Annotated in this window: 14 protein-coding genes; 8 read left to right on the forward strand and 6 right to left on the reverse strand. The window is 68.6% G+C overall.

Annotation, left to right across the window (positions count from 1 at the left end; all coding sequences use genetic code 11):
- Positions 1–367: 367 nt before the first annotated feature.
- From VV867_RS17815 to VV867_RS17825, 3 genes are all read left to right on the forward strand, one after another.
- A complete protein-coding gene (locus tag VV867_RS17815; RefSeq protein ID WP_275626959.1) occupies positions 368–1,726 on the forward strand; it encodes a TolC family outer membrane protein in 1,359 nt (452 codons plus the stop codon).
- Between the two features lie 105 nt (positions 1,727–1,831).
- Positions 1,832–3,994: a type I secretion system permease/ATPase gene (locus tag VV867_RS17820; protein ID WP_275630501.1), complete on the forward strand. Its 2,163-nt coding sequence runs from the start codon at positions 1,832–1,834 to the stop codon at positions 3,992–3,994.
- A 4-nt stretch (positions 3,995–3,998) separates the two neighbouring features.
- Positions 3,999–5,345: an HlyD family type I secretion periplasmic adaptor subunit gene (locus VV867_RS17825; RefSeq protein WP_328567144.1), complete on the forward strand. Its 1,347-nt coding sequence runs from the start codon at positions 3,999–4,001 to the stop codon at positions 5,343–5,345.
- A gap of 606 nt (positions 5,346–5,951) precedes the next feature.
- On the opposite strand, the gene VV867_RS17830 is transcribed toward VV867_RS17825, so the two are convergent.
- The 4 genes from VV867_RS17830 to VV867_RS17845 all read right to left on the reverse strand — a co-directional run bounded on the left by VV867_RS17830 (position 5,952) and on the right by VV867_RS17845 (position 9,909).
- Positions 5,952–6,686 (reverse strand): proteasome-type protease, encoded by a 735-nt coding sequence (locus VV867_RS17830; RefSeq protein WP_328567145.1) that lies wholly within the window; start codon positions 6,684–6,686, stop codon positions 5,952–5,954.
- A gap of 70 nt (positions 6,687–6,756) precedes the next feature.
- On the reverse strand, positions 6,757–7,551 hold the full coding sequence (locus VV867_RS17835) for a transglutaminase family protein (RefSeq protein ID WP_328567146.1): 795 nt from the start codon (positions 7,549–7,551) through the stop codon (positions 6,757–6,759).
- Positions 7,548–8,498, reverse strand: coding sequence for an alpha-E domain-containing protein (locus VV867_RS17840; RefSeq protein WP_089391910.1), 951 nt, complete (start codon positions 8,496–8,498; stop codon positions 7,548–7,550). The genes VV867_RS17835 and VV867_RS17840 overlap by 4 nt, the downstream gene beginning before the upstream one ends.
- A gap of 1 nt (position 8,499) precedes the next feature.
- The gene (locus tag VV867_RS17845; RefSeq protein ID WP_109935124.1) at positions 8,500–9,909 is read right to left on the reverse strand and encodes a circularly permuted type 2 ATP-grasp protein; all 1,410 of its coding nucleotides are present in this window, start codon (positions 9,907–9,909) and stop codon (positions 8,500–8,502) included.
- 372 nt (positions 9,910–10,281) lie between these two features.
- On the opposite strand from VV867_RS17845, the gene ydcS reads away from it, so the two are divergent.
- The 5 genes from ydcS to VV867_RS17870 all read left to right on the forward strand — a co-directional run bounded on the left by ydcS (position 10,282) and on the right by VV867_RS17870 (position 16,028).
- Positions 10,282–11,421 (forward strand): putative ABC transporter substrate-binding protein YdcS, encoded by a 1,140-nt coding sequence (ydcS, locus tag VV867_RS17850; protein WP_328567147.1) that lies wholly within the window; start codon positions 10,282–10,284, stop codon positions 11,419–11,421.
- Between the two features lie 414 nt (positions 11,422–11,835).
- Positions 11,836–12,855, forward strand: a complete 1,020-nt coding sequence (locus VV867_RS17855) for an ABC transporter ATP-binding protein (protein WP_328567148.1) — start codon at positions 11,836–11,838, stop codon at positions 12,853–12,855.
- The gene (locus tag VV867_RS17860; RefSeq protein WP_089391914.1) at positions 12,852–13,757 is read left to right on the forward strand and encodes an ABC transporter permease; all 906 of its coding nucleotides are present in this window, start codon (positions 12,852–12,854) and stop codon (positions 13,755–13,757) included. The genes VV867_RS17855 and VV867_RS17860 overlap by 4 nt, the downstream gene beginning before the upstream one ends.
- The gene (locus VV867_RS17865) at positions 13,747–14,553 is read left to right on the forward strand and encodes an ABC transporter permease (RefSeq protein ID WP_328567149.1); all 807 of its coding nucleotides are present in this window, start codon (positions 13,747–13,749) and stop codon (positions 14,551–14,553) included. The genes VV867_RS17860 and VV867_RS17865 overlap by 11 nt, the downstream gene beginning before the upstream one ends.
- 50 nt (positions 14,554–14,603) lie before the next feature.
- Entirely contained in the window at positions 14,604–16,028 is a 1,425-nt protein-coding gene (locus VV867_RS17870) for a gamma-aminobutyraldehyde dehydrogenase (RefSeq protein WP_328567150.1), read from the forward strand.
- Between the two features lie 500 nt (positions 16,029–16,528).
- On the opposite strand, the gene VV867_RS17875 is transcribed toward VV867_RS17870, so the two are convergent.
- The gene (locus tag VV867_RS17875) at positions 16,529–17,494 is read right to left on the reverse strand and encodes a PDR/VanB family oxidoreductase (protein ID WP_328567173.1); all 966 of its coding nucleotides are present in this window, start codon (positions 17,492–17,494) and stop codon (positions 16,529–16,531) included.
- A 62-nt stretch (positions 17,495–17,556) separates the two neighbouring features.
- Positions 17,557–19,005 carry an NAD-dependent succinate-semialdehyde dehydrogenase gene (locus VV867_RS17880; RefSeq protein ID WP_328567151.1) on the reverse strand — a complete coding sequence of 483 codons (1,449 nt, stop codon included), beginning with the start codon at positions 19,003–19,005 and terminating at the stop codon, positions 17,557–17,559.
- Positions 19,006–19,040: the final 35 nt, after the last annotated feature.

A 19,040-nucleotide genomic window follows, 5' to 3' on the forward strand; every position in this document is an offset into this window, starting at 1 on the left:
GCTGAAGCCTGGAGGCGCTTTGGCATCAAAAAGCCAGCGGATGAATCCGCCATTTTTTTGACCACGCTTGCTTCGACACTTCGCGGAACGCCCCGCCCTAGCCGCCTGAAACGTACATGGCTGTATCTGCAAGCCCTATTCGTCCCCATAGCCAAGAAAAATCAGGGTTTGCGGGTTTTACAATGTGCCGGTTTTCATAGGTGGCATAAGATTTTTTCTGAATATGGGATGTGAAAAATTCTTCTGAGCTTCTCGAAAAGTTGTTCTTAGCTCTGATGTTACAGGCGTGAAACGCTTGATATCAAAAATAAGCCAAGTTTTTGGCGAATTGAAAGAGCATCGAAGTCGAGAACACCAGGAGAACGCCATGCGCAGTCGTAACGCGACGCTATGGAGCGGTGTATTTCTGGCGGCCACCTGCGCTCAAGCCCACGCGATGAGCCTGACCCAAGCCATACAGAGCACCCTGCAATATCACCCGGAGATCAGCCAGAGCATGAACAGCCGGCTGACCGCAGACCAGGAACTGAAGATCGCCCGCGGCGGCTACCTGCCCACCGTCGATCTGCTGCTGGGTTACGGCCGCGAAGGCGTCGATAGCCCCTCTACCCGTCAGGAAGGCAACCACAACAAGGAGACGCTCAACCGCGGCGACGCCGAGATCCGCCTGCAGCAGATGCTGTTCGACGGCTTCGGCACGCCCAACGAGGTGGCGCGCAACGAGGCCAACGTCAATTCCAAGGCGTTCCGCGTCCTGGGCACCTCGGAAAACGCCGCGCTGCGCACCGTCGAGGTCTACCTCAGCGTGCTGCAGCACCGCGAGATGGTGACCCTGGCGCGCAACAACCTGCAGGCCCACCAGCGCATCGGCGACCAGATCCACCTACGCAGCCAGCAGGGCGTCGGCAGCACCGCCGACAACGACCAGGCCACCGCGCGCCTGGCCCTGGCGCAGAACAACCTCTACACCGAGGAAGTCGACCTGCGCGACGCCGAGGCCAACTTCTACAGCGCCGTGGGCAAGCAGCCGGACGAGCTGGAGACGCCCTCCACCGTCAAGGCCCTGGTGCCCGCCAGCATCAACCAGGCGCGCCAGGAAGTGCTGAGCAACAACCCGCTGCTCAAGTCGGCCCAGTCCGACGTCAATGCCGCCGAGAAGCAGTACGAGGCGGCCAAGGCGCCCTTCTACCCGCGCTTCGACCTGGAACTGTCGAAGGCGGCGAACAACAACGTCGACGGCGAAGTGGGCCACTACAACGACTGGGAAGCCCAGGTGGTGATGCGCTACAACCTGTTCAACGGCATGCGCGACAAGAACCGCCTCGGCGCCACCTCGCACCAGATCGACGAGGCCAAGGACATCCGCGACAACGCCCTGCGCCTGCTCAACGAGAACCTCTCGCTGGCCTGGGACGCGATGGAGAACGCCACCAAGCAGACCGGCCCGGCACGCGAGTACGCCGACTACACCCGCAAGGTCCGCGAGGCCTACCAGCAGCAGTTCACCCTGGGCCAGCGCACGCTGCTCGACCTGCTGGACAGCGAGAACGAACTCTTCACCGCCAACCGCCGCTACACCCAGGTGCGCTACACCGAAGAGTACTCGCGCTACCGGGTGCTGGCCGCCATGGGCGCCCTGCTGCGCTCGCAGAACGTGGTGCCGCCCCACGAGGGCGTGGCGCTGTCCGACGTGAAGACCGAAACACGCCTGCCCGACATGAAATGAGGCCCTGCCCGCCCCCGCCCGACGCCGGCCCCGCCGGCCGGCGGCGTTTGCGGGGCGCGGCGGCCCGCACGGGGCTCGAAGAAGCCCGGGAGAAGTAGCGTGACCATGATCATCCAGGAGCGCGGCAGCCCCGCCGCGGACGATCCCCGGCTGAGCCACGACGACCCCCTGCTCGACGGCCTGCTGATCCTCTGCCGCCTGCACGGCTGCCCGGTCAGCCGCACCAGCCTGAGCGCCGGCCTGCCGCTGCCGCAGCAGCGCCTGAACGCCGAGCTGCTGCCCCGCGCCGCGGCCCGCGCAGGCCTGCAGGGGCGCCTGCTGCGCCGCGAGCTGAAGGCCATACCGGCGCTGAACCTGCCGGTCCTGCTGCTGCTCGACGGCGGGCGCAGCGCGGTGCTGCGCCAGTGGGGCGCGGACGGCCAGGCGCTGATCCTGCCCTGCGAGACCGAGGGCGGCGAGCAGTGGGTCAGCACCGAGGAACTGGCCGCGCAATACAGCGGCCTGGCCCTGTTCGCCCGCCCGCGCCATGAACTGGAGGCGGCGCGCCAGCCGCTGGTGCCGCGGGTGGAGGCCTGGTTCCGCGACACCCTCAGGCTGTCGCGCTGGCTGTACACCGACGCCCTGGTGGCCAGCCTGCTGATCAACCTGCTGAGCATGCTGGTGCCGCTGTTCGTCATGCAGACCTACGACCGCGTGGTGCCCAACCAGGCCGTCTCCACCCTCTGGGTGCTGGCCAGCGGGCTGCTGCTGGGCACCCTCTTCGAACTGCTGCTGCGGGTGCTGCGCTCGCACCTGCTGGACATGGCCGGGAAGAAGACCGACGTGGTGCTCTCGGCCACCCTCTTCGAGCGCATCACCGGCATGGCCATGAAGTACCGCCCGGCCACGGTCGGCGGCTTCGCCCAGAGCATCCACGACTTCCAGGGCCTGCGCGAATTCCTCACCGCGCTGACCCTCACCAGCCTGATCGACCTGCCCTTCTCGCTGCTGATGATCCTGGTCATCGGCCTGCTCGGCGGCAGCCTGGTGGCGGTGCCGCTGCTGGCCTTCCCGCTGACCATCGGCTTCGCCTACCTGATCCAGGTGCGCCTGCGCGACACCGTGCAGAAGAGCCTGACCCTCGGCGCCGAGCGCCAGGCCCTGCTGATCGAGACCCTCGGCGGCCTGGAGACGCTCAAGGCGTGCGGCGCCGAGAGCGAGCGGCAGTACCGCTGGGAAGCCACCCACGGCGCCCTCACCCGCCTGGACAACCACGCCCGCTTCCTCGCCACCCTGGCCACCAACGGCACGCTGTTCGTCCAGCAGTTCGCCGGCATGGCCATGATCGTCTGCGGCGTCTACGCCATCCTCGACGGCCAGCTCAGCGTCGGCGCCCTGGTCGCCTGCTACATGCTCAACAGCCGGGTACTGGCGCCGCTGGGGCAGATCGCCGGGCTGATCACCCGCCACCAGCAGGCGCGCCTGACCATGAAGAGCACCGACGCGCTCATGGCCCTGCCCCAGGAACGCCAGGCGAGCCAGCGCCCGCTGGAGCGCACCCAGCTGCACGGCGCGCTGGAGATGCGCCAGGTGGAATTCCGCTACCCCGAGCAGAACGCCCCGGCGCTGAGCCAGATCGGCCTGCGCCTGGCCGCCGGCGAAAAGGTCGGGCTGATCGGCCGCAGCGGCTCGGGCAAGAGCACCCTGGCGCGTCTGCTGCTGGGCTTCTACCAGCCGGACCAGGGACAGATCCTGCTCGACGGCCTGGACCTGCGGCAGATCGACGTGGCCGACCTGCGCCAGCAGGTGGGCTACGTGGCCCACGACCTGCCGCTGCTGGCCGGCAGCCTGCGCGACAACCTGACCCTCGGCGCCCGCTACGTCAGTGACGCGCGCATGCTGGAGGTGGCCGAGCTGACCGGCGTCAGCGAACTGGCCCGGCAGCACCCGGCCGGCTTCGACCGCCCGGTGGGCGAGCGCGGCCAGCTGCTGTCCGGCGGCCAGCGCCAGGCCGTGCTGATGGCCCGCGCGCTGCTGCTGGACCCGCCGATCCTGGTGCTGGACGAACCCACCAGCGCCATGGACAACAGCAGCGAGGAAGCCCTGCGCCGGCGCCTGCAGGCGTGCTGCGCGGACAAGACGCTGCTGCTGGTCACCCACCGCACCTCGATGCTCGCGCTGGTGGACCGGCTGATCGTCCTCGACGCCGGGCGCATCGTCGCCGACGGGCCGAAGGACGCGGTGATCGAGGCATTGCGCAAGGGCCACGTCGGCCCGGCAGCGGGGTGAAGCCATGAGCAGCATGCAACCGGCGCCGGGCTACCTGGGCGCACGCAGCGACACCGAGTTCATGCCCGAGGTCCAGGGCACGGTGCTGGAGGACTCGCCGCTGGCCGCGCGCATCACCCTCTGGGCGGTGCTCGCGCTGCTGGTCTGCGCGCTGGCCTGGGCGCACTACGCGCACCTGGAGGAAGTCACCAAGGGCGAAGGCAAGGCGATCCCCTCCAGCAAGGTGCAGACCATCCAGAATCTGGAGGGCGGCATCGTCTCGGAAATCTTCGTCCACGAAGGCCAGGTGGTGGACAAGGGCCAGACCCTGCTGCGCCTGGACGACACCCGCTTCGCCTCCAACAAGGGCGAGACCGAGGCCGACCGCAACGCCCTGGAGGCCCGGGTGGAACGCCTGAGCGCCGAGGCCGAGGGCCGCGAGCCGGCCTTCTCCGCCCCCCTGAAGCAGACCGCGCCGCAGGTGGTCGACGACCAGCTGCAGCTCTACCACAGCCGCCAGGCGCGCCAGGCCAGCGAGGTGAGCATCCTCCAGGAACAGCTGCGGCAGAAGACCCAGGAACTGCAGGAGTTCCGCGCCAAGGCCCAGCAGTACCGCTCCAGCCTCGGCCTGGTGCAGCAGGAGCTGAACATGTCCACGCCGCTGGTCAAGAGCGGCGCCATCTCCCCGGTGGAACTGCTGCGCCTGCGCCGCAGCGTGGTGGAGATCAACGGCGAGCTGAACGCCACCACCCTGGCCATCCCCCGCGCCGAGGCGGCCATGCAGGAAATCTCGCGGAAGATCGACGAGTCGCGCCAGGGCTTCCGCACCGACGCCCTGAAGGACCTCAACGAGGCCCGCACCGAGCTGAACAAGCTCACCGCCACCAGCCGCGCCATCGACGACAAGGTCAGCCGCACCACCGTGGTGTCGCCGGTGCGCGGCATCGTCAAGCAGCTGAAGATCAACACCATCGGCGGCGTGGTGCAGCCGGGCAGCGACATGGTGGAAATCGTCCCGCTGGAGGACAACCTGCTGGTGGAAGCGAAGATCCGCCCGCAGGACGTCGCCTTCCTCCACCCCGGCCAGCCGGCCACGGTGAAGTTCAGCGCCTACGACTACACCATCTACGGCGGCCTGAAGGCCAAGCTGGAGATGATCAGCGCCGACACCATCACCGACGACAAGGGCAACGCCTTCTACCTGATCCAGGTGCGCACCGACAAGAACCACCTGGGCCCGGACAACAAGCCGCTGCTGATCATCCCCGGGATGGTGGCGACGGTGGACATCATCACCGGCGAGAAGAGCGTGCTGGACTACCTGCTCAAGCCGGTGCTCAAGGCGCGCTGGGAGGCGCTGCGGGAGCGGTGAGGGGGTGCTTTTGCTCTTCGTAGGAGCGAGCTTGCTCGCGAACCGCATGGCACCGCGTTTGTTCGCGAGCATGCTCGCTCCTACGAAGAGCATCTCGGCGCAGGCTGCAAGACAGTTGCTCCTACGGTTCCAGGAAGCACGGGCGTAGGAGCGGACTCCGTCCGCGATTGGATTCACCGGCCACGCCGGACGCCCCGGTGGCACGGCCAACGGCGGATAACCGCGAACGGTTATTCGCCCTACGGCCTTGCCGGCTGACGCTGTGTTATTCGCTTGCTCGGGACAGCCCCCTCTCCCTTCAGGGCGGGCCGCGTAGGCGAGGGTTGGGGAGAGGGGACGGACTTCGCTCTGGCACTTCTGCCAACCCTGACTCCGCTCCCCCTCCCTAACCCTCCCCCGCAAGCGGGAGAGGGGACCGTTCGGTGTGGCGCGAAACCACGAAGCTCCCGGATTCCCATGTAGGGCGCATAACGCCTACGGCGTTATCCGCCGAATCGCGGGCAGAGTCCGCTCCTACGGTTCCAGGAAGCACGGTCGTAGGAGCGGACTCCGTCCGCGATTGCCCCCCGCCACACAAAACCCTCCGGTGGCACAGCCCTCCCCCGGCTAGATGTTGTACTCCGGTGGCGGCGCCGGCAGTTGCGCCAGCAGCTCGTGCAGCCCCGCCGACCACTGCTTGCGGATGCTCGCGTAGTAGGCGTCCTCCTCCGTCACCCGGTAGCCCGCCGGGATGATCAGGCTGTCGCGGTGGTACACCAGCAGGTCCAGTGGCATGCCCACCGAGAGGTTGCTTCGAATCGTCGAATCGAAGGACACCAGCGCGCAGCGCAGGCCTTCGGCCAGGCTGGTGGTGAATTCCAGGTTGCGGTCGAGGATCGGCTTGCCGTACTTGCTCTCGCCCAGCTGCAGGAAGGGCGTGTCTTCCGTGGCCTGGATGAAGTTGCCCTGGGGGTAGATGCTGTACAGCTCCGGCGGGCCGCCGGCGATCTGCCCGCCGACCAGGAAGGAGCAGCTCAGGTCGGTGTTGCCGGCCAGGGGCGCGGCGTCGCGGGCCACCACCTCGCGCACGGTGGCGGCCACCAGGGCGGTGGCCTCGTAGAGGGTGGGCACGCTGTGCAGGTTGGCCTGGGCGGCGTCGTCCAGGCGTTGCTTCAGCAGGTTCACCACCGACTGCGAGGTGGCCAGGTTGCCGGCGCTCTGCAGCACGATCAGGCGCTCGCCGGGCACGCCGAAGGTGAACAGCTTGCGGAAGGTGGCGATGTGGTCGATGCCGGCGTTGGTCCGCGAGTCCGAGGCGAACACCAGGCCCTCGTCCAGGCACATGGCTACGCAATAGGTCATGGGATGGCCTTCTTCTGGGGTGCCCGGGGAATACTAGACCACCGGGCGCCTTCGCCCTGCCCCGTCGGGCTCACTGCTGGCTGCGCAGCAGCGGCGCCACCACCCGCGCGTGCATCTGCTCGCCCAGGCCGCTGCCGCGGCGCATGCCGCGCACCGGGCAGGCGTCCAGGTAGTCCAGGCCCACCGCCAGCTTCAGGTGGCGCTCCGGGCGCGCCAGTTCGTTGGTCACGTCGAAGCTGTACCAGGCATCGTCCAGCCAGGCCTCGGCCCAGGCGTGGTTGGCCAGGTCCTGGTCGCTGCCGCGGTACAGGTAGCCGGAGACGAAGCGCGCCGGGATGCCCAGGCTGCGCGCGCAGGCGAGGAAGGCATGGGTGTGGTCCTGGCAGACCCCGGCGCCACCGGCGAAGGCCTCGGCGGCGGTGCTTTCCACCCCGGTGGAGCCCGGCTGGAACGGCATCTGCGCGTGCAGGGCGTGCATCAGCCTGATCAGCGCCGCGCGGTCGCGGGCCTCGCCGCACTGCGCCAGGGCGAAGGCGCGCAGGGCGTCGTCGGGGGTGGTCAGGCGGGTGTGGCGCAGGAACGGCAGCGGCGACTGGGCATCGTGCTCGGCCTCGCGGCTCTCGTCGATCTCCACCAGGCCGCGGGCGCGGATCACCACGGCCTCGTGGGGTTCGTCGATGCTCAGCACGTGCAGCACGTTGCCGTAGGGGTCGCGCTGGGCGCGGGCCGGGCGCGGCAGCGTGAGCTCCCAGCTGAGCACGTGCTGGCGCTCGCTTTCCTGGGGCGTCAGGCGCAGGTACTGGATGCTGGCGCGCACCGGGTCGTCGTAGCGGTAGGTGGTGTCGTGGCTGATGGCGAGTTTCATACGGCCTCCAGATAGGAACTGTGGATTGCCCGGGCCAGTTGGCGGACCAGCAGGATGAAGTCGGTGAGCCAGGCGTGCAGGCCGTCGCCGAGGATCTCGTCGATCGCCGTGTAGCGCAGGCGCGCGGCCAGCTCGGCGGCCAGGCGCTGCGCCGGCCGGCCGTTGTCGCCGGGCAGGGTGGATAGGATGCCGTCCAGTTCCTCCACGCAGGCTTGCAGGGAACGGGGCACCTCGGCACGCAGGAGCAGCAGTTCGGACACGTGGCGGGCATCGGGCGAGCCACGGTAGATCTCGTTGTAGGCTTCGAAGGACGACAGGGCGCGCAGCAGCGCGCTCCACTGGTAGTAGCCGCGCGCCGAGGTGTCGCTGACCTCCTCGGCCTCCTCGCCGAGCAGCTCGTAGCGGGCGTCGAGCAGGCGCAGGGTGTTGTCGGCGCGTTCGATGAAGGTGCCCAGGCGGATGAAGCTGGAGGCCTCGCCGCGCATGATGGTGCCGTAGGTGGCGCCGCGGAACAGGTACGAGCGCTCCTTCACCCATTCGCAGAAGCGGCTGATGCCGTAGCGGCCCAGGCCCTGCTGGGCGATGCTGCGCATCTCCAGCCAGGTGGCGTTGATGTTCTCCCAGATGTCCGCGGTGATCCGCCCGCGCACCGCGTGGGCGTTGCCGCGGGCGGCCTGCAGGCAGCGGTAGATGCTCGCCGGGTTGTCGGCGTCGAGGGCGAAGAAGTGCAGCATGCGCTCGGGCTGCATCTTCCCGTGGCGCTCCAGGTAGTCGTCCATGGTGCCGGTGATCAGCAGCGGCATGGCCAGCTCGTCGGCGCCGCCGCCGCGGTCGTCCGGCGGCATCAGCGACAGCGAGTAGCTCACGTCGAGCATGCGCGCGAGGTTCTCCGCGCGCTCCAGGTAGCGGGACATCCAGTACAGGTCGGCTGCGGTACGGCTCAGCATCTCAGTCCTCCACCACCCAGGTGTCCTTGGTACCGCCACCCTGTGACGAATTGACGACCAGCGAGCCCTCGCGCAGCGCCACGCGGGTCAGCCCGCCGGGCACCAGGCGCGTCTCGCGGCCGGACAGCACGAAGGGCCGCAGGTCGATGTGCCGCGGGGCGATGCCGCTGTCGACGTAGGTCGGGCAGGTCGACAGGCACAGCGTCGGCTGGGCGATGTAGGCGTGCGGGCGGGCCTTGATGCGTTCGCGGAAGGCCTCGATCTCCTGGTTGCTGGCCGCGGGGCCCACCAGCATGCCGTAGCCGCCGGAGCCCTGGGTTTCCTTGACCACCAGTTCCGGCAGGTGCGCCAGCACGTGGGACAGGTCCTGGGGCTTGCGGCACTGCCAGGTGGGTACGTTCTTCAGGATGGGTTCCTCGGACAGGTAGAAGCGCACCATGTCGCCGACGTAGGGGTAGATCGACTTGTCGTCGGCCACCCCGGTGCCGATGGCGTTGGCCAGCACCACGTTGCCGGCGCGGTAGGCCGCCAGCAGGCCGGGCACGCCGAGCATCGACTCGGGGTTGAAGGCCAGGGGGTCGAGGAAGGCGTCGTCCAGGCGCCGGTAGATCACGTCCACCGGGCGCGGGCCGGCGGTGGTGCGCATGTACACGCGCTCGTCGCGGACGAACAGGTCGGCGCCCTCCACCAGCTCCACGCCCATCTCGCGGGCCAGGAAGGCGTGCTCGAAGTAGGCGCTGTTGAAGCGCCCCGGGGTCAGCACCACCACGCTGGGGTTGTCCAGCGGGCTGGAGCTGCGCAGAGTCTCCAGCAGCAGGTTCGGGTAGTGGTCGATGGGGGCGATGCGCTGCGCGGCGAACAGCTCGGGGAACAGCCGCATCATCATCTTGCGGTCCTCGAGCATGTAGCTCACGCCGCTGGGGGTGCGCAGGTTGTCCTCCAGCACGTAGTAGCTGCCGTCGGCGTCGCGCACCAGGTCGACGCCGGCGATATGGGCGTAGAGGTCGCGGTGCAGGTCCAGGCCCTGCATGGCGATCTGGTAGCCCTCGTTGGTCAGCACCTGCTCCGCCGGGACCACCCCGGCCTTGATGATGCGCTGCTCGTGGTAGAGATCGGCGAGGAACATATTCAGCGCCCGCACCCGCTGGATGCAGCCGCGCTCCACCACGCGCCATTCGCTCATGGGAATGCTGCGCGGGATGGTGTCGAACGGGATCAGGCGCTCGGTGCCCTGCTCGTCGCCATAGAGGGTGAAGGTGATGCCGGCGCGGTGGAACAGCAGGTCGGCCTCGCGCCGGCGCTGCTCCAGTGTCTCCGGCGGTGCCGCCGCCAGCCAGCGGGCGAATTCGCGGTAGTGCGCCCGGCACTGGCCATTCGCGTCATACATCTCATCGTAGAAAGTGCGGGACATGCCGAACTCCTTGTCGCCACCAGTACTCTTGCCATCGCAAGCCCCGTGCCATCGAAACAAAGCCTTTTGCTTCAATGACTTGCAAAACACGCCCAGCCCTGGTGCGCCAACTTGGTGCAGCCGGCGCGGGCAACGGGCCGGCACCGCCCCGTTTGGCGCCAACCGGGTCAGTCTAGGCCAGCGGCGGCAACCGGCCCGCCGGACTTGGGCCTATGCTTAGCCGGAACGGCGGCCGTGGGCTTGTAGCCCCCGCAGGGCGCGACTAGGCTGCCAGAGATGTCGATCTGCCATGACATGATGCTGTCGCCCAGGTGCCCCGCCCGCGGTGCGGTACGGCCGCAGAGGCTCCTACCCCCTTACAGGAGTCCGACCATGCCTTCCCCGAAATTCGCCCCCCTGGCCTTCGCCGGCGTCTGCGCCCTGGCCAGCGCCGCCTCGCAGGCCGCCCAGAGCGGCGCGCCCGAGGGCGCCCTCGACATCATCGCCTGGCCCGGCTACATCGAGCGCGGTGAGAGCGACAAGAACTACGACTGGGTGACGCCCTTCGAGAAGGAGACCGGCTGCAAGGTCAACGTGAAGACCGCGGCCACCTCCGACGAGATGGTCAGCCTGATGGCCAAGGGCGGCTACGACCTGGTCACCGCCTCCGGCGACGCCTCGCTGCGCCTGGTCTACGGCAAGCGCGTGCAGCCGATCGACGTCAGCCGGATCCCCAACTGGAAGAACGTCGACCCACGCCTGCAGGACGCGCCCTGGCACACCGTCGCCGGCAAGCACTACGGCACGCCCTACCAGTGGGGGCCCAACGTGCTGATGTACAGCACCAAGGTCTTCCCCAAGGCGCCGAAAAGCTGGAGCGTGGTGTTCAAGGAACAGCAACTGCCCGACGGCAAGAGCAACAAGGGCCGCGTGCAGGCCTATGACGGGCCCATCTACATCGCCGACGCCGCGCTCTACCTCAAGGCCACCGAACCCTCCCTGGGCATCCAGGACCCGTACCAGCTCACCGAGGACCAGTACGCCGCGGTGCTCAAGCTGCTGCGCGCCCAGCACGCGCTGATCCACCGCTACTGGCACGACGCGACCGTGCAGATGAGCGACTTCAAGAACGAGGGCGTGGCCGCCTCCGGCTCCTGGCCCTACCAGGTCAACGCCCTGCAGGGCGAGAAGCAGCCGATCGCCTCGACCATCCCCGCCGAGGGCGTCACCGGCTGGGCCGACACCACCATGCTGCACGTCGACGCCAAGCACCCGAACTGCGCCTACAAGTGGCTGAACTGGTCGCTGGAGCCCAAGGTGCAGGGCGACGTCGCCGCCTGGTTCGGCTCGGTGCCGGCGGTGCCGGCCGGCTGCAAGGAAAGCCAGCTGCTCGGCGCCCAGGGCTGCGCCACCAACGGCTACGACCAGTTCGAGCGCATCGCCTTCTGGAAGACGCCGCAGGCCGAGGGCGGGAAGTACGTGCCCTATAGCCGCTGGACGCAGGATTACATCGCGATCATGGGCGGCAGGTAGCGCTCCGGCTTTTCGTAGGAGCGAGCTTGCTCGCGAACGGGGTTTGCCGGTGGCTTCGGCGCCAGGATCAAGAGCACCCTCTCCCCAGCCCTCGGCTGCGCGCCCCGCCCTGAAGGGAGAGGGGGCTTGTCCGTGCCGAGAGGAGGAATGGCTTCAACCTGAAACCACCGGCGTGTCCGGCTAACTCAAGAACATCCGCGCACTCCGAACGGTCCCCTCTCCCTTCAGGGAGAGGGGATCTCGCCTCGCACAGAAGCCCCCGGCAACCGTAGCCTTGGTTACCGGCCCACTCGGGTTCGACCCTGGGTGTAACGGCGTACAACCGCGAACGGTTGTACGCCCTACATCTGGATCCAGCCCGGCGCTCCCCCATGCACTACCCTGTTAGAGCACACCAGCCACGCGGGTAGCGCCATGACCACAGCCGTCCAGTTCACCGAGGTGAGCCGCCACTACGGCGAGGTGAAAGCCGTCGACCGGGTGTCCATCGAGATCCGCGATGGCGAGTTCTTCTCCATGCTCGGTCCCTCGGGCTCGGGCAAGACCACCTGCCTGCGGCTGATCGCCGGGTTCGAGCAGCCCTCCTCCGGCTCCATCCGCATCCATGGCCAGGAAGCCGCCGGGCTGCCGCCCTACGAGCGCGACGTGAACACGGTGTTCCAGGACTACGCGCTGTTCCCGCACATGAACGTGCTGGACAACGTCGCCTATGGGCTGAAGGTCAAGGGCGTGGCCAAGGCAGAGCGCCTGAAGCGTGCCGAAGAGGCCTTGAACATGGTCGCCCTGGCCAACTACGGCAGCCGCAAGCCGGCGCAGCTGTCCGGCGGCCAGCGCCAGCGCGTGGCCCTGGCCCGGGCCCTGGTGAACCGCCCGCGCGTGCTGCTGCTGGACGAGCCCCTGGGCGCGCTGGACCTGAAGCTGCGCGAGCAGATGCAGAGCGAGCTGAAGAAGCTGCAGCGCCAGCTGGGCATCACCTTCATTTTCGTCACCCACGACCAGGGCGAAGCGCTGTCCATGTCCGACCGCGTGGCGGTGTTCAACAAGGGCCGCATCGAGCAGGTGGACACCCCGCGCAACCTGTACATGAAGCCGGCCACGCCCTTCGTCGCCGAGTTCGTCGGCACCGCCAACGTGCTGCGCGGCGACCTCGCCCGGCGCCTGCTCGGCGAGGCCGGGGCCTGGTCGCTGCGGCCGGAGCACGTGCGCTTCGGCCAGGCGCGCGAGGGCGAGCTGCAGGTCGCCGGCACCCTGGTGGACGTGCAGTACCTGGGCGCCGCCAGCCGCTATGAGATCGCCCTGGACGACGGCGGCCGGCTGGTGGCCGCGCTGCCCAACGGCGAGCGCGAGGAGCTGCGCCCGCAGCCCGGCGAGGCGGTCAGCGCCTGCTGGGCGCGCAGTGCGCTGGTGCCGCTGCGCGAGGAGCCGCTGCCATGATGCGCGCGGTCTCCAGCTTCCTCTACCGGCGCGGCAACCTCTACCTGCTGATGCTGCTGATCCCGCCGCTGCTGTGGTTCGGGGTGATCTACGTCGGCTCGCTGTTCGCCCTGCTGTGGCAGAGCTTCTACACCTTCGACGACTTCACCATGGCGGTGACGCCGGAGCTGACCCTGGCCAACTACAAGGCGCTGTTCAACCCGGCCAACTACGACATCGTGCTGCGCACCCTGGGCATGGCCGTGGCGGTGTCCCTGGCCAGCGCCGTGCTGGCCTTCCCCATCGCCTACTACATGGCGCGTTTCGCCGGGCCCAAGGAGAAGGCCTTCTTCTATATCGCGGTGATGCTGCCGATGTGGGCCAGCTACATCGTCAAGGCCTACGCCTGGACGGTGATCCTGGCCAAGGGCGGCATCCTCTACTGGATCATCGAGAAGCTGCACCTGCTGGGGCCGCTGAACCTGCTGCTGGACGTGCCGGGCGTGGGCGGCAACACCCTGTCCACCTCGCACCTGGGGCGCTTCTGGGTGTTCACCTACATCTGGCTGCCGTTCATGATCCTGCCGATCCAGGCCGCCCTGGAGCGCCTGCCGCCGTCGCTGCTGCAGGCCAGCGCCGACCTGGGCGCGCGGCCGCGGCAGACCTTCGCGCAGGTGATACTGCCGCTGGCCTTCCCCGGCGTGGTGGCCGGCTCGATCTTCACCTTCAGCCTGACCCTGGGCGACTTCATCATCCCGCAGCTGGTCGGCCCCAGCGGGCTGTTCATCGGCACCATGGTCTACGTGCAGCAGGGCTCCATCGGCAACATGCCGCTGGCCGCGGCCTTCACCCTGGTGCCCATAGTGCTGATCGCCATCTACCTGTCCATCGCCAAGCGGCTGGGGGCCTTCGATGCACTCTGAGCGAGCTTCCTGGCCCCTGCGCCTGGCCGCCTGGGGCGGGCTGGTGTTCCTGCACTTCCCGATCCTGGTGATCCTGCTGTACGCCTTCAACACCGAGGAGTCGGCCTACAGCTTCCCGCTGCAGGGCTTCACCCTGCGCTGGTTCGCCGAGGTGGCCCAGCGCGGCGACGTGCTGGAGGCGATCTGGCTGTCGGTGAAGATCGCCTGCGTCGCCACCCTGGTGGCCATGGTGCTCGGCACGCTCGCCGCCGGGGCGCTGTACCGCAGGGACTTCTTCGGCAAGGAAGGCATCTCGCTGATGCTGATCCTGCCCATCGCCCTGCCCGGCATCATCACCGGCATCGCCCTGCTGTCGGCGTTCAAGACCCTCGGCATCGAGCCGGGCTTCCTGACCATCGTCATCGGCCACGCCACCTTCTGCGTGGTGATCGTCTACAACAACGTGATAGCGCGTTTCCGCCGCACCTCGTTCAGCCTGATCGAGGCGTCCATGGACCTGGGCGCCGACGGCTGGCAGACCTTCCGCTACGTGGTGCTGCCGAACATCGCCACCGCCCTGCTGGCCGGCGGCATGCTGGCCTTCGCGCTGTCCTTCGACGAGATCATCGTCACCACCTTCACCGCCGGCCACGAGCGCACCCTGCCGCTGTGGCTGCTGAACCAGCTCACCCGCCCGCGCGACGTGCCCATCACCAACGTGGTGGCCATGCTGGTGATGCTGGCGACCATGCTGCCGATCCTCAGTGCCTACTACCTGACCCGCGGCACCAGCGACGTGGCCGGCGGCGGCAAGTGAACAGGCCCCCGCCCGGCGGGGAAGCAGCCACCGAACCAGAGGAGCCCGCCATGCAAAGCAAACTGCTGATCAATGGCCAGTTCGTCGCCGGCGAAGGCGAGAAGCTGGACATCCTCAACCCCTCCACCGGCGAGGTGCTGGGCCGGATAGCCGAGGCCAGCGAGGCCCAGGTGGACGCCGCCGTGCGCGCCGCCGACGCGGCCTTCGACGGCTGGTCGCAGAGCACCCCGAAGGACCGCGCGCTGCTGTTGCTGCGCCTGGCCGACCGGATCGAGGAGCACGCCGAGGAACTGGCGCGCCTGGAATCGCAGAACTGCGGCAAGCCCTACGCCGCCGCGCTGAACGACGAGATCCCGGCGATCGCCGACGTGTTCCGCTTCTTCGCCGGCGCCTGCCGCTGCCTGCCCGGCTCGGCGGCCGGCGAGTACCTGCCCGGCTTCACCTCGATGATCCGCCGCGACCCGGTGGGGGTGATCGCCTCCATCGCGCCCTGGAACTACCCGCTGATGATGGCCGCCTGGAAGCTCGGCCCGGCCCTGGCCGCCGGCAACTGCGTGGTGCTCAAGCCCTCGGAGCAGACGCCGCTGACCGCCCTGCGCCTGGCCGAGTTCATCGCCGAGCTGTTCCCCGCCGGGGTGGTCAACCTGGTGTTCGGCCGCGGCCCCACGGTGGGCAGCCCGCTGGTCAGCCACGCGCTGGTGCGCATGGTCTCGCTGACCGGCTCGGTGGGCACCGGCAAGAGCATCATCCGCAGCGCCGCCGACAGCGTGAAGCGCCTGCACATGGAGCTGGGCGGCAAGGCCCCGGTGATCGTCTTCGACGACGCCGACCTGGCCGACGTGGTCGAGGGCATCCGTACCTTCGGCTTCTACAACGCCGGGCAGGACTGCACAGCGGCCTGCCGCATCTACGCCGGCAGGAAGATCTACGACAACTTCGTCGCCGACCTGGCCAGCGCCGTGTCCAACCTCAAGACCGGCCTGCAGGACGACCCGGCCACCGAACTGGGCCCGCTGATCACCGCCCAGCAGCGCGAGCGCGTGTCCGGCTTCGTCGAACGGGCCAAGGCCAGCCCGCACATCCGCATCGCCACCGGCGGCAGCGCGGTGGCCGGCCAGGGCTTCTTCTACCAGCCGACGGTGGTAGCCAACGCCCAGCAGGACGACGAAATCGTGCGCAACGAGGTGTTCGGCCCGGTGGTCTCGGTGACCCCGTTCAGCGACGTCGAACAGGCCATCCGCTGGGCCAACGACTCCGAGTACGGCCTGGCCAGCTCGGTGTGGACCCGCGACGTCGGCCGCGCCTCGCGGGTGGCGGCGCGGCTGCAGTACGGCTGCACCTGGGTCAACACCCACTTCATGCTGTGCAGCGAGATGCCCCACGGCGGCTTCAAGCAGTCCGGCTACGGCAAGGACCTGTCGATGTACGGGCTGGAGGACTACACGGTGGCGCGGCACATCATGATCCGGCATTGAGGCCGGCTATCGCGGACGGAGTCCTACGCTATGCCCCACCTGTAGGAGCGGGCCTTGCCCGCGATTCGCGCGCAGGGCGCGCTCCTACAGGTTGAAGCTGAACTACGCATTCATGCCGGACAGCCCCCTCTCCCGCTTGCGGGAGAGGGTTGGGGAGAGGGGACGGCGTCAATCCGCGGCACGGTGCCGCCGGTGAACGCCCTTCGCGGACGGAGTCCGCTCCTACGCCATACCCACCTGTAGGAGCGGGCCCTGCCCGCGATTCGCGCGCAAGGCGCGCTCCTACAGGTTGAAGCTGAACTACGCACTCATGCCGGACAACCCCCTCTCCCGCTTGCGGGAGAGGGTTGGGGAGAGGGGACGGCGTCAATCCGCGGCACGGTGCCGCCGGTAAACATTATTCGCGGACAAGGTCCGCTCCTACAGGGTCACGATGCAAGACCAATCCGTAGGAGCGGGCCCTGCCCGCGATTCGCGCGCAAGGCGCGCGTTTCTCGGTGTCAGAGATCGATCACCAGCCGCGGCGTGCGCGAGCGGGAGACGCACAACATCAGGCTCTGCTGCGAGGCCTTTTCGTCGTCGCTCAGGTACTGGTCGAAATGCTCCGCCTCGCCTTCGAGGATGGCCGTCTCGCAGGTGCCGCAGACGCCCTCGCGGCACAGGCACTCGACCTTGGCCGCCTTCACGTTCTCGATGGCCTGGAGGATGGTCATGCCCTCCTCCACCCGCAGTTCGCGGCCGGAGCGGGCCAGCACCACGGTGAAGGCGGCGCCTTCGGCCGGGGCGGCGGCGAACTGTTCCCAGTGCACGCGCTCATCGCCGATGCCGGCCGCTTTCGCGCCTGCGATCACCGCGTCGATCAGCGGCTTGGGCCCGCACACGTATACATGTGCATCCTCGGCCAGGCCGGCGAACAGCGCCGCCAGGTCGAGCTTGCGCGCCAGGCTGTCGATGTAGAAGCGCACGTGTTCGGCGTGCGGGCCCTGCTCCAGCTCGGCCTGGAACGCGCCATGCTCCGGGCTGCGGAACGCGTAGTGCAGTTCATAAGGCGTGGCGCCGCCTTCCAGGTCGTGCAGCTGGGCCAGGAACGGGGTGATGCCGATGCCGCCGGCGATCAGCACGTGGCGGCCGGCGCCGGGGTCCAGGGCGAACAGGTTGTTCGGGGTGGAGATGGTCAGCCGGGTGCCGACCTCCACCTGCTGGTGCATGAAGGCCGAGCCGCCCCTGGACTGCTCTTCCAGGCGCACGCCGATCTGGTAGTGGCTGAGGTCGCGCGGGTCGCTCATCAGCGAGTAGGCGTTGCTGAAGGTGCCACCTTCGGCGTCCTGCACGATCACGTGGCTGCCGCCGCTGAAGGCCGGCATCGGCTGGCCGTCCTCGCGCACCAGGGTAAAGCGCTTGATCAGCGGCGTCGCCTGTTCCACCGCGCTGACGCGGACGCTGAACATCTCGTATTTGTTGGCCATCATTCACCTCGACTGCATCGGCGCGCGGCAGGCCCTGCCGCGCGCCGGAACCCGTTGCCCGCTCAGACGGCGAGGCACAGGTACTTGATTTCCAGATAGTCCTCGATGCCGTACTTCGAGCCTTCGCGGCCCAGGCCGGACTGCTTCACCCCGCCAAACGGCGCCACCTCGTTGGAGATCAGCCCGGTGTTGATGCCCACCATGCCGTACTCCAGGCGCTCGGCGACCTTGAACACGCGGCCGAGGTCGCGGCTGTAGAAGTAGGCGGCCAGGCCGTACTGGGTGGCGTTGGCCAGCTCGATCACCTCGGCGTCGGTGGAGAAGCGCACCAGCGCCGCCACCGGGCCGAAGATTTCCTCTTCCAGCAGCGCCATGCCCGGGCGGATGCCGGCCAGCACCGTGGGCTCGAAGAAGCCGCCGCCCAGTTCGTGGCTGCGGCCGCCCAGAACCAGCTCGGCGCCCTTGCCGACGGCGTCGTCGATCAGGCTGCGCACCTTGGCCACCGCCTTGTCGCTGATCAGCGGGCCGACCTGGGTGCCCTCGGCGCCGCCGTGGCCGACCTTCAGCTCGCGCACGCGCTCGACGAAGCGGGCGGCGAAGCGCTCGTACACCGCGTCGTGCACGTAGAAGCGGTTGACGCACACGCAGGTCTGCCCGGCGTTGCGGTACTTGGCGACCAGCGCGCCTTCCACCGCCGCCTCGATGTCGGCGTCGTCGAAGACGATGAAGGGGGCATTGCCGCCCAGTTCCAGGGAGACCTTCTTGATGGTCTCGGCGCACTGCCCCATCAGCAGGCGGCCCACCGGGGTCGAGCCGGTGAAGGTCAGTTTGCGCACCAGCGGGTGGCCGGTGAGCTGCGCGCCTATGGCCACGGCGTCGCCGGTGACGATACTCAGCAGCCCCGCCGGCAGCCCGGCGCGCTCGGCCAGCTCGACCAGCGCCAAGGCGCTGAACGGCGTCTCGTTGGCCGGCTTGAGCACCACGCTGCAGCCGGCAGCCAGGGCCGGGGCGACCTTGCGGGTGATCATGGCCGCCGGGAAGTTCCACGGGGTGATGGCCGCGCACACGCCGATGCCCTGCTTGATCACCAGCAGGCGCTTGTCGTTGCTCGGGCTGGGGATGACGTCGCCGTAGATGCGCTTGCCTTCCTCGGCGAACCACTCGACGAAGGAGGCGGCGTAGCGGATTTCGCCCAGGGCCTCGTGCAGCGGCTTGCCCTGCTCGAAGGTCATCAGCCGGGCCAGGTCGTCCTCGTTTTCCAGCAGCAGCTCGAACCAGCGGCGCAGCACCTGGGCGCGCTCCTTGGCGGTCTTCGCGCGCCAGCCTTCCAGGGCGGCGTCGGCGGCCTCGATGGCGCGGACGGTCTCGGCGCCGCCCATCAGCGGCACCTGGCCCAGCAGTTCGCCGGTGGCCGGGTCGGTCACCGCGACGGTGCGGCCGTCGTCGGCGTCGCACCAGGCGCCGGCGATGTAGGCCTGCTGGCGGAACAGTTTCGAATCGTTGAGTTTCACGCAAGTCTCTCCAGGCGCCGCCGCCGGCCGCACGG

This window comes from Pseudomonas sp. JH-2 (genome assembly GCF_036231725.1).
Taxonomy (GTDB): Bacteria; Pseudomonadota; Gammaproteobacteria; order Pseudomonadales; family Pseudomonadaceae; genus Pseudomonas; species Pseudomonas delhiensis.

What these genes read in the sequence shown, in the direction of transcription:
- VV867_RS17840 (WP_089391910.1), bottom strand. Translation starts at nt 8,498, where the DNA reads ATGCTGAGCCGTACCGCAGCCGACCTGTACTGGATGTCCCGCTACCTG.
- VV867_RS17825 (WP_328567144.1), top strand. Translation starts at nt 3,999, where the DNA reads ATGAGCAGCATGCAACCGGCGCCGGGCTACCTGGGCGCACGCAGCGAC.
- ydcS (WP_328567147.1), top strand. Translation starts at nt 10,282, where the DNA reads ATGCCTTCCCCGAAATTCGCCCCCCTGGCCTTCGCCGGCGTCTGCGCC.
- VV867_RS17855 (WP_328567148.1), top strand. Translation starts at nt 11,836, where the DNA reads ATGACCACAGCCGTCCAGTTCACCGAGGTGAGCCGCCACTACGGCGAG.
- VV867_RS17830 (WP_328567145.1), bottom strand. Translation starts at nt 6,686, where the DNA reads ATGACCTATTGCGTAGCCATGTGCCTGGACGAGGGCCTGGTGTTCGCC.
- VV867_RS17860 (WP_089391914.1), top strand. Translation starts at nt 12,852, where the DNA reads ATGATGCGCGCGGTCTCCAGCTTCCTCTACCGGCGCGGCAACCTCTAC.
- VV867_RS17865 (WP_328567149.1), top strand. Translation starts at nt 13,747, where the DNA reads ATGCACTCTGAGCGAGCTTCCTGGCCCCTGCGCCTGGCCGCCTGGGGC.
- VV867_RS17820 (WP_275630501.1), top strand. Translation starts at nt 1,832, where the DNA reads ATGATCATCCAGGAGCGCGGCAGCCCCGCCGCGGACGATCCCCGGCTG.
- VV867_RS17845 (WP_109935124.1), bottom strand. Translation starts at nt 9,909, where the DNA reads ATGTCCCGCACTTTCTACGATGAGATGTATGACGCGAATGGCCAGTGC.
- VV867_RS17870 (WP_328567150.1), top strand. Translation starts at nt 14,604, where the DNA reads ATGCAAAGCAAACTGCTGATCAATGGCCAGTTCGTCGCCGGCGAAGGC.
- VV867_RS17835 (WP_328567146.1), bottom strand. Translation starts at nt 7,551, where the DNA reads ATGAAACTCGCCATCAGCCACGACACCACCTACCGCTACGACGACCCG.
- VV867_RS17875 (WP_328567173.1), bottom strand. Translation starts at nt 17,494, where the DNA reads ATGGCCAACAAATACGAGATGTTCAGCGTCCGCGTCAGCGCGGTGGAA.
- VV867_RS17815 (WP_275626959.1), top strand. Translation starts at nt 368, where the DNA reads ATGCGCAGTCGTAACGCGACGCTATGGAGCGGTGTATTTCTGGCGGCC.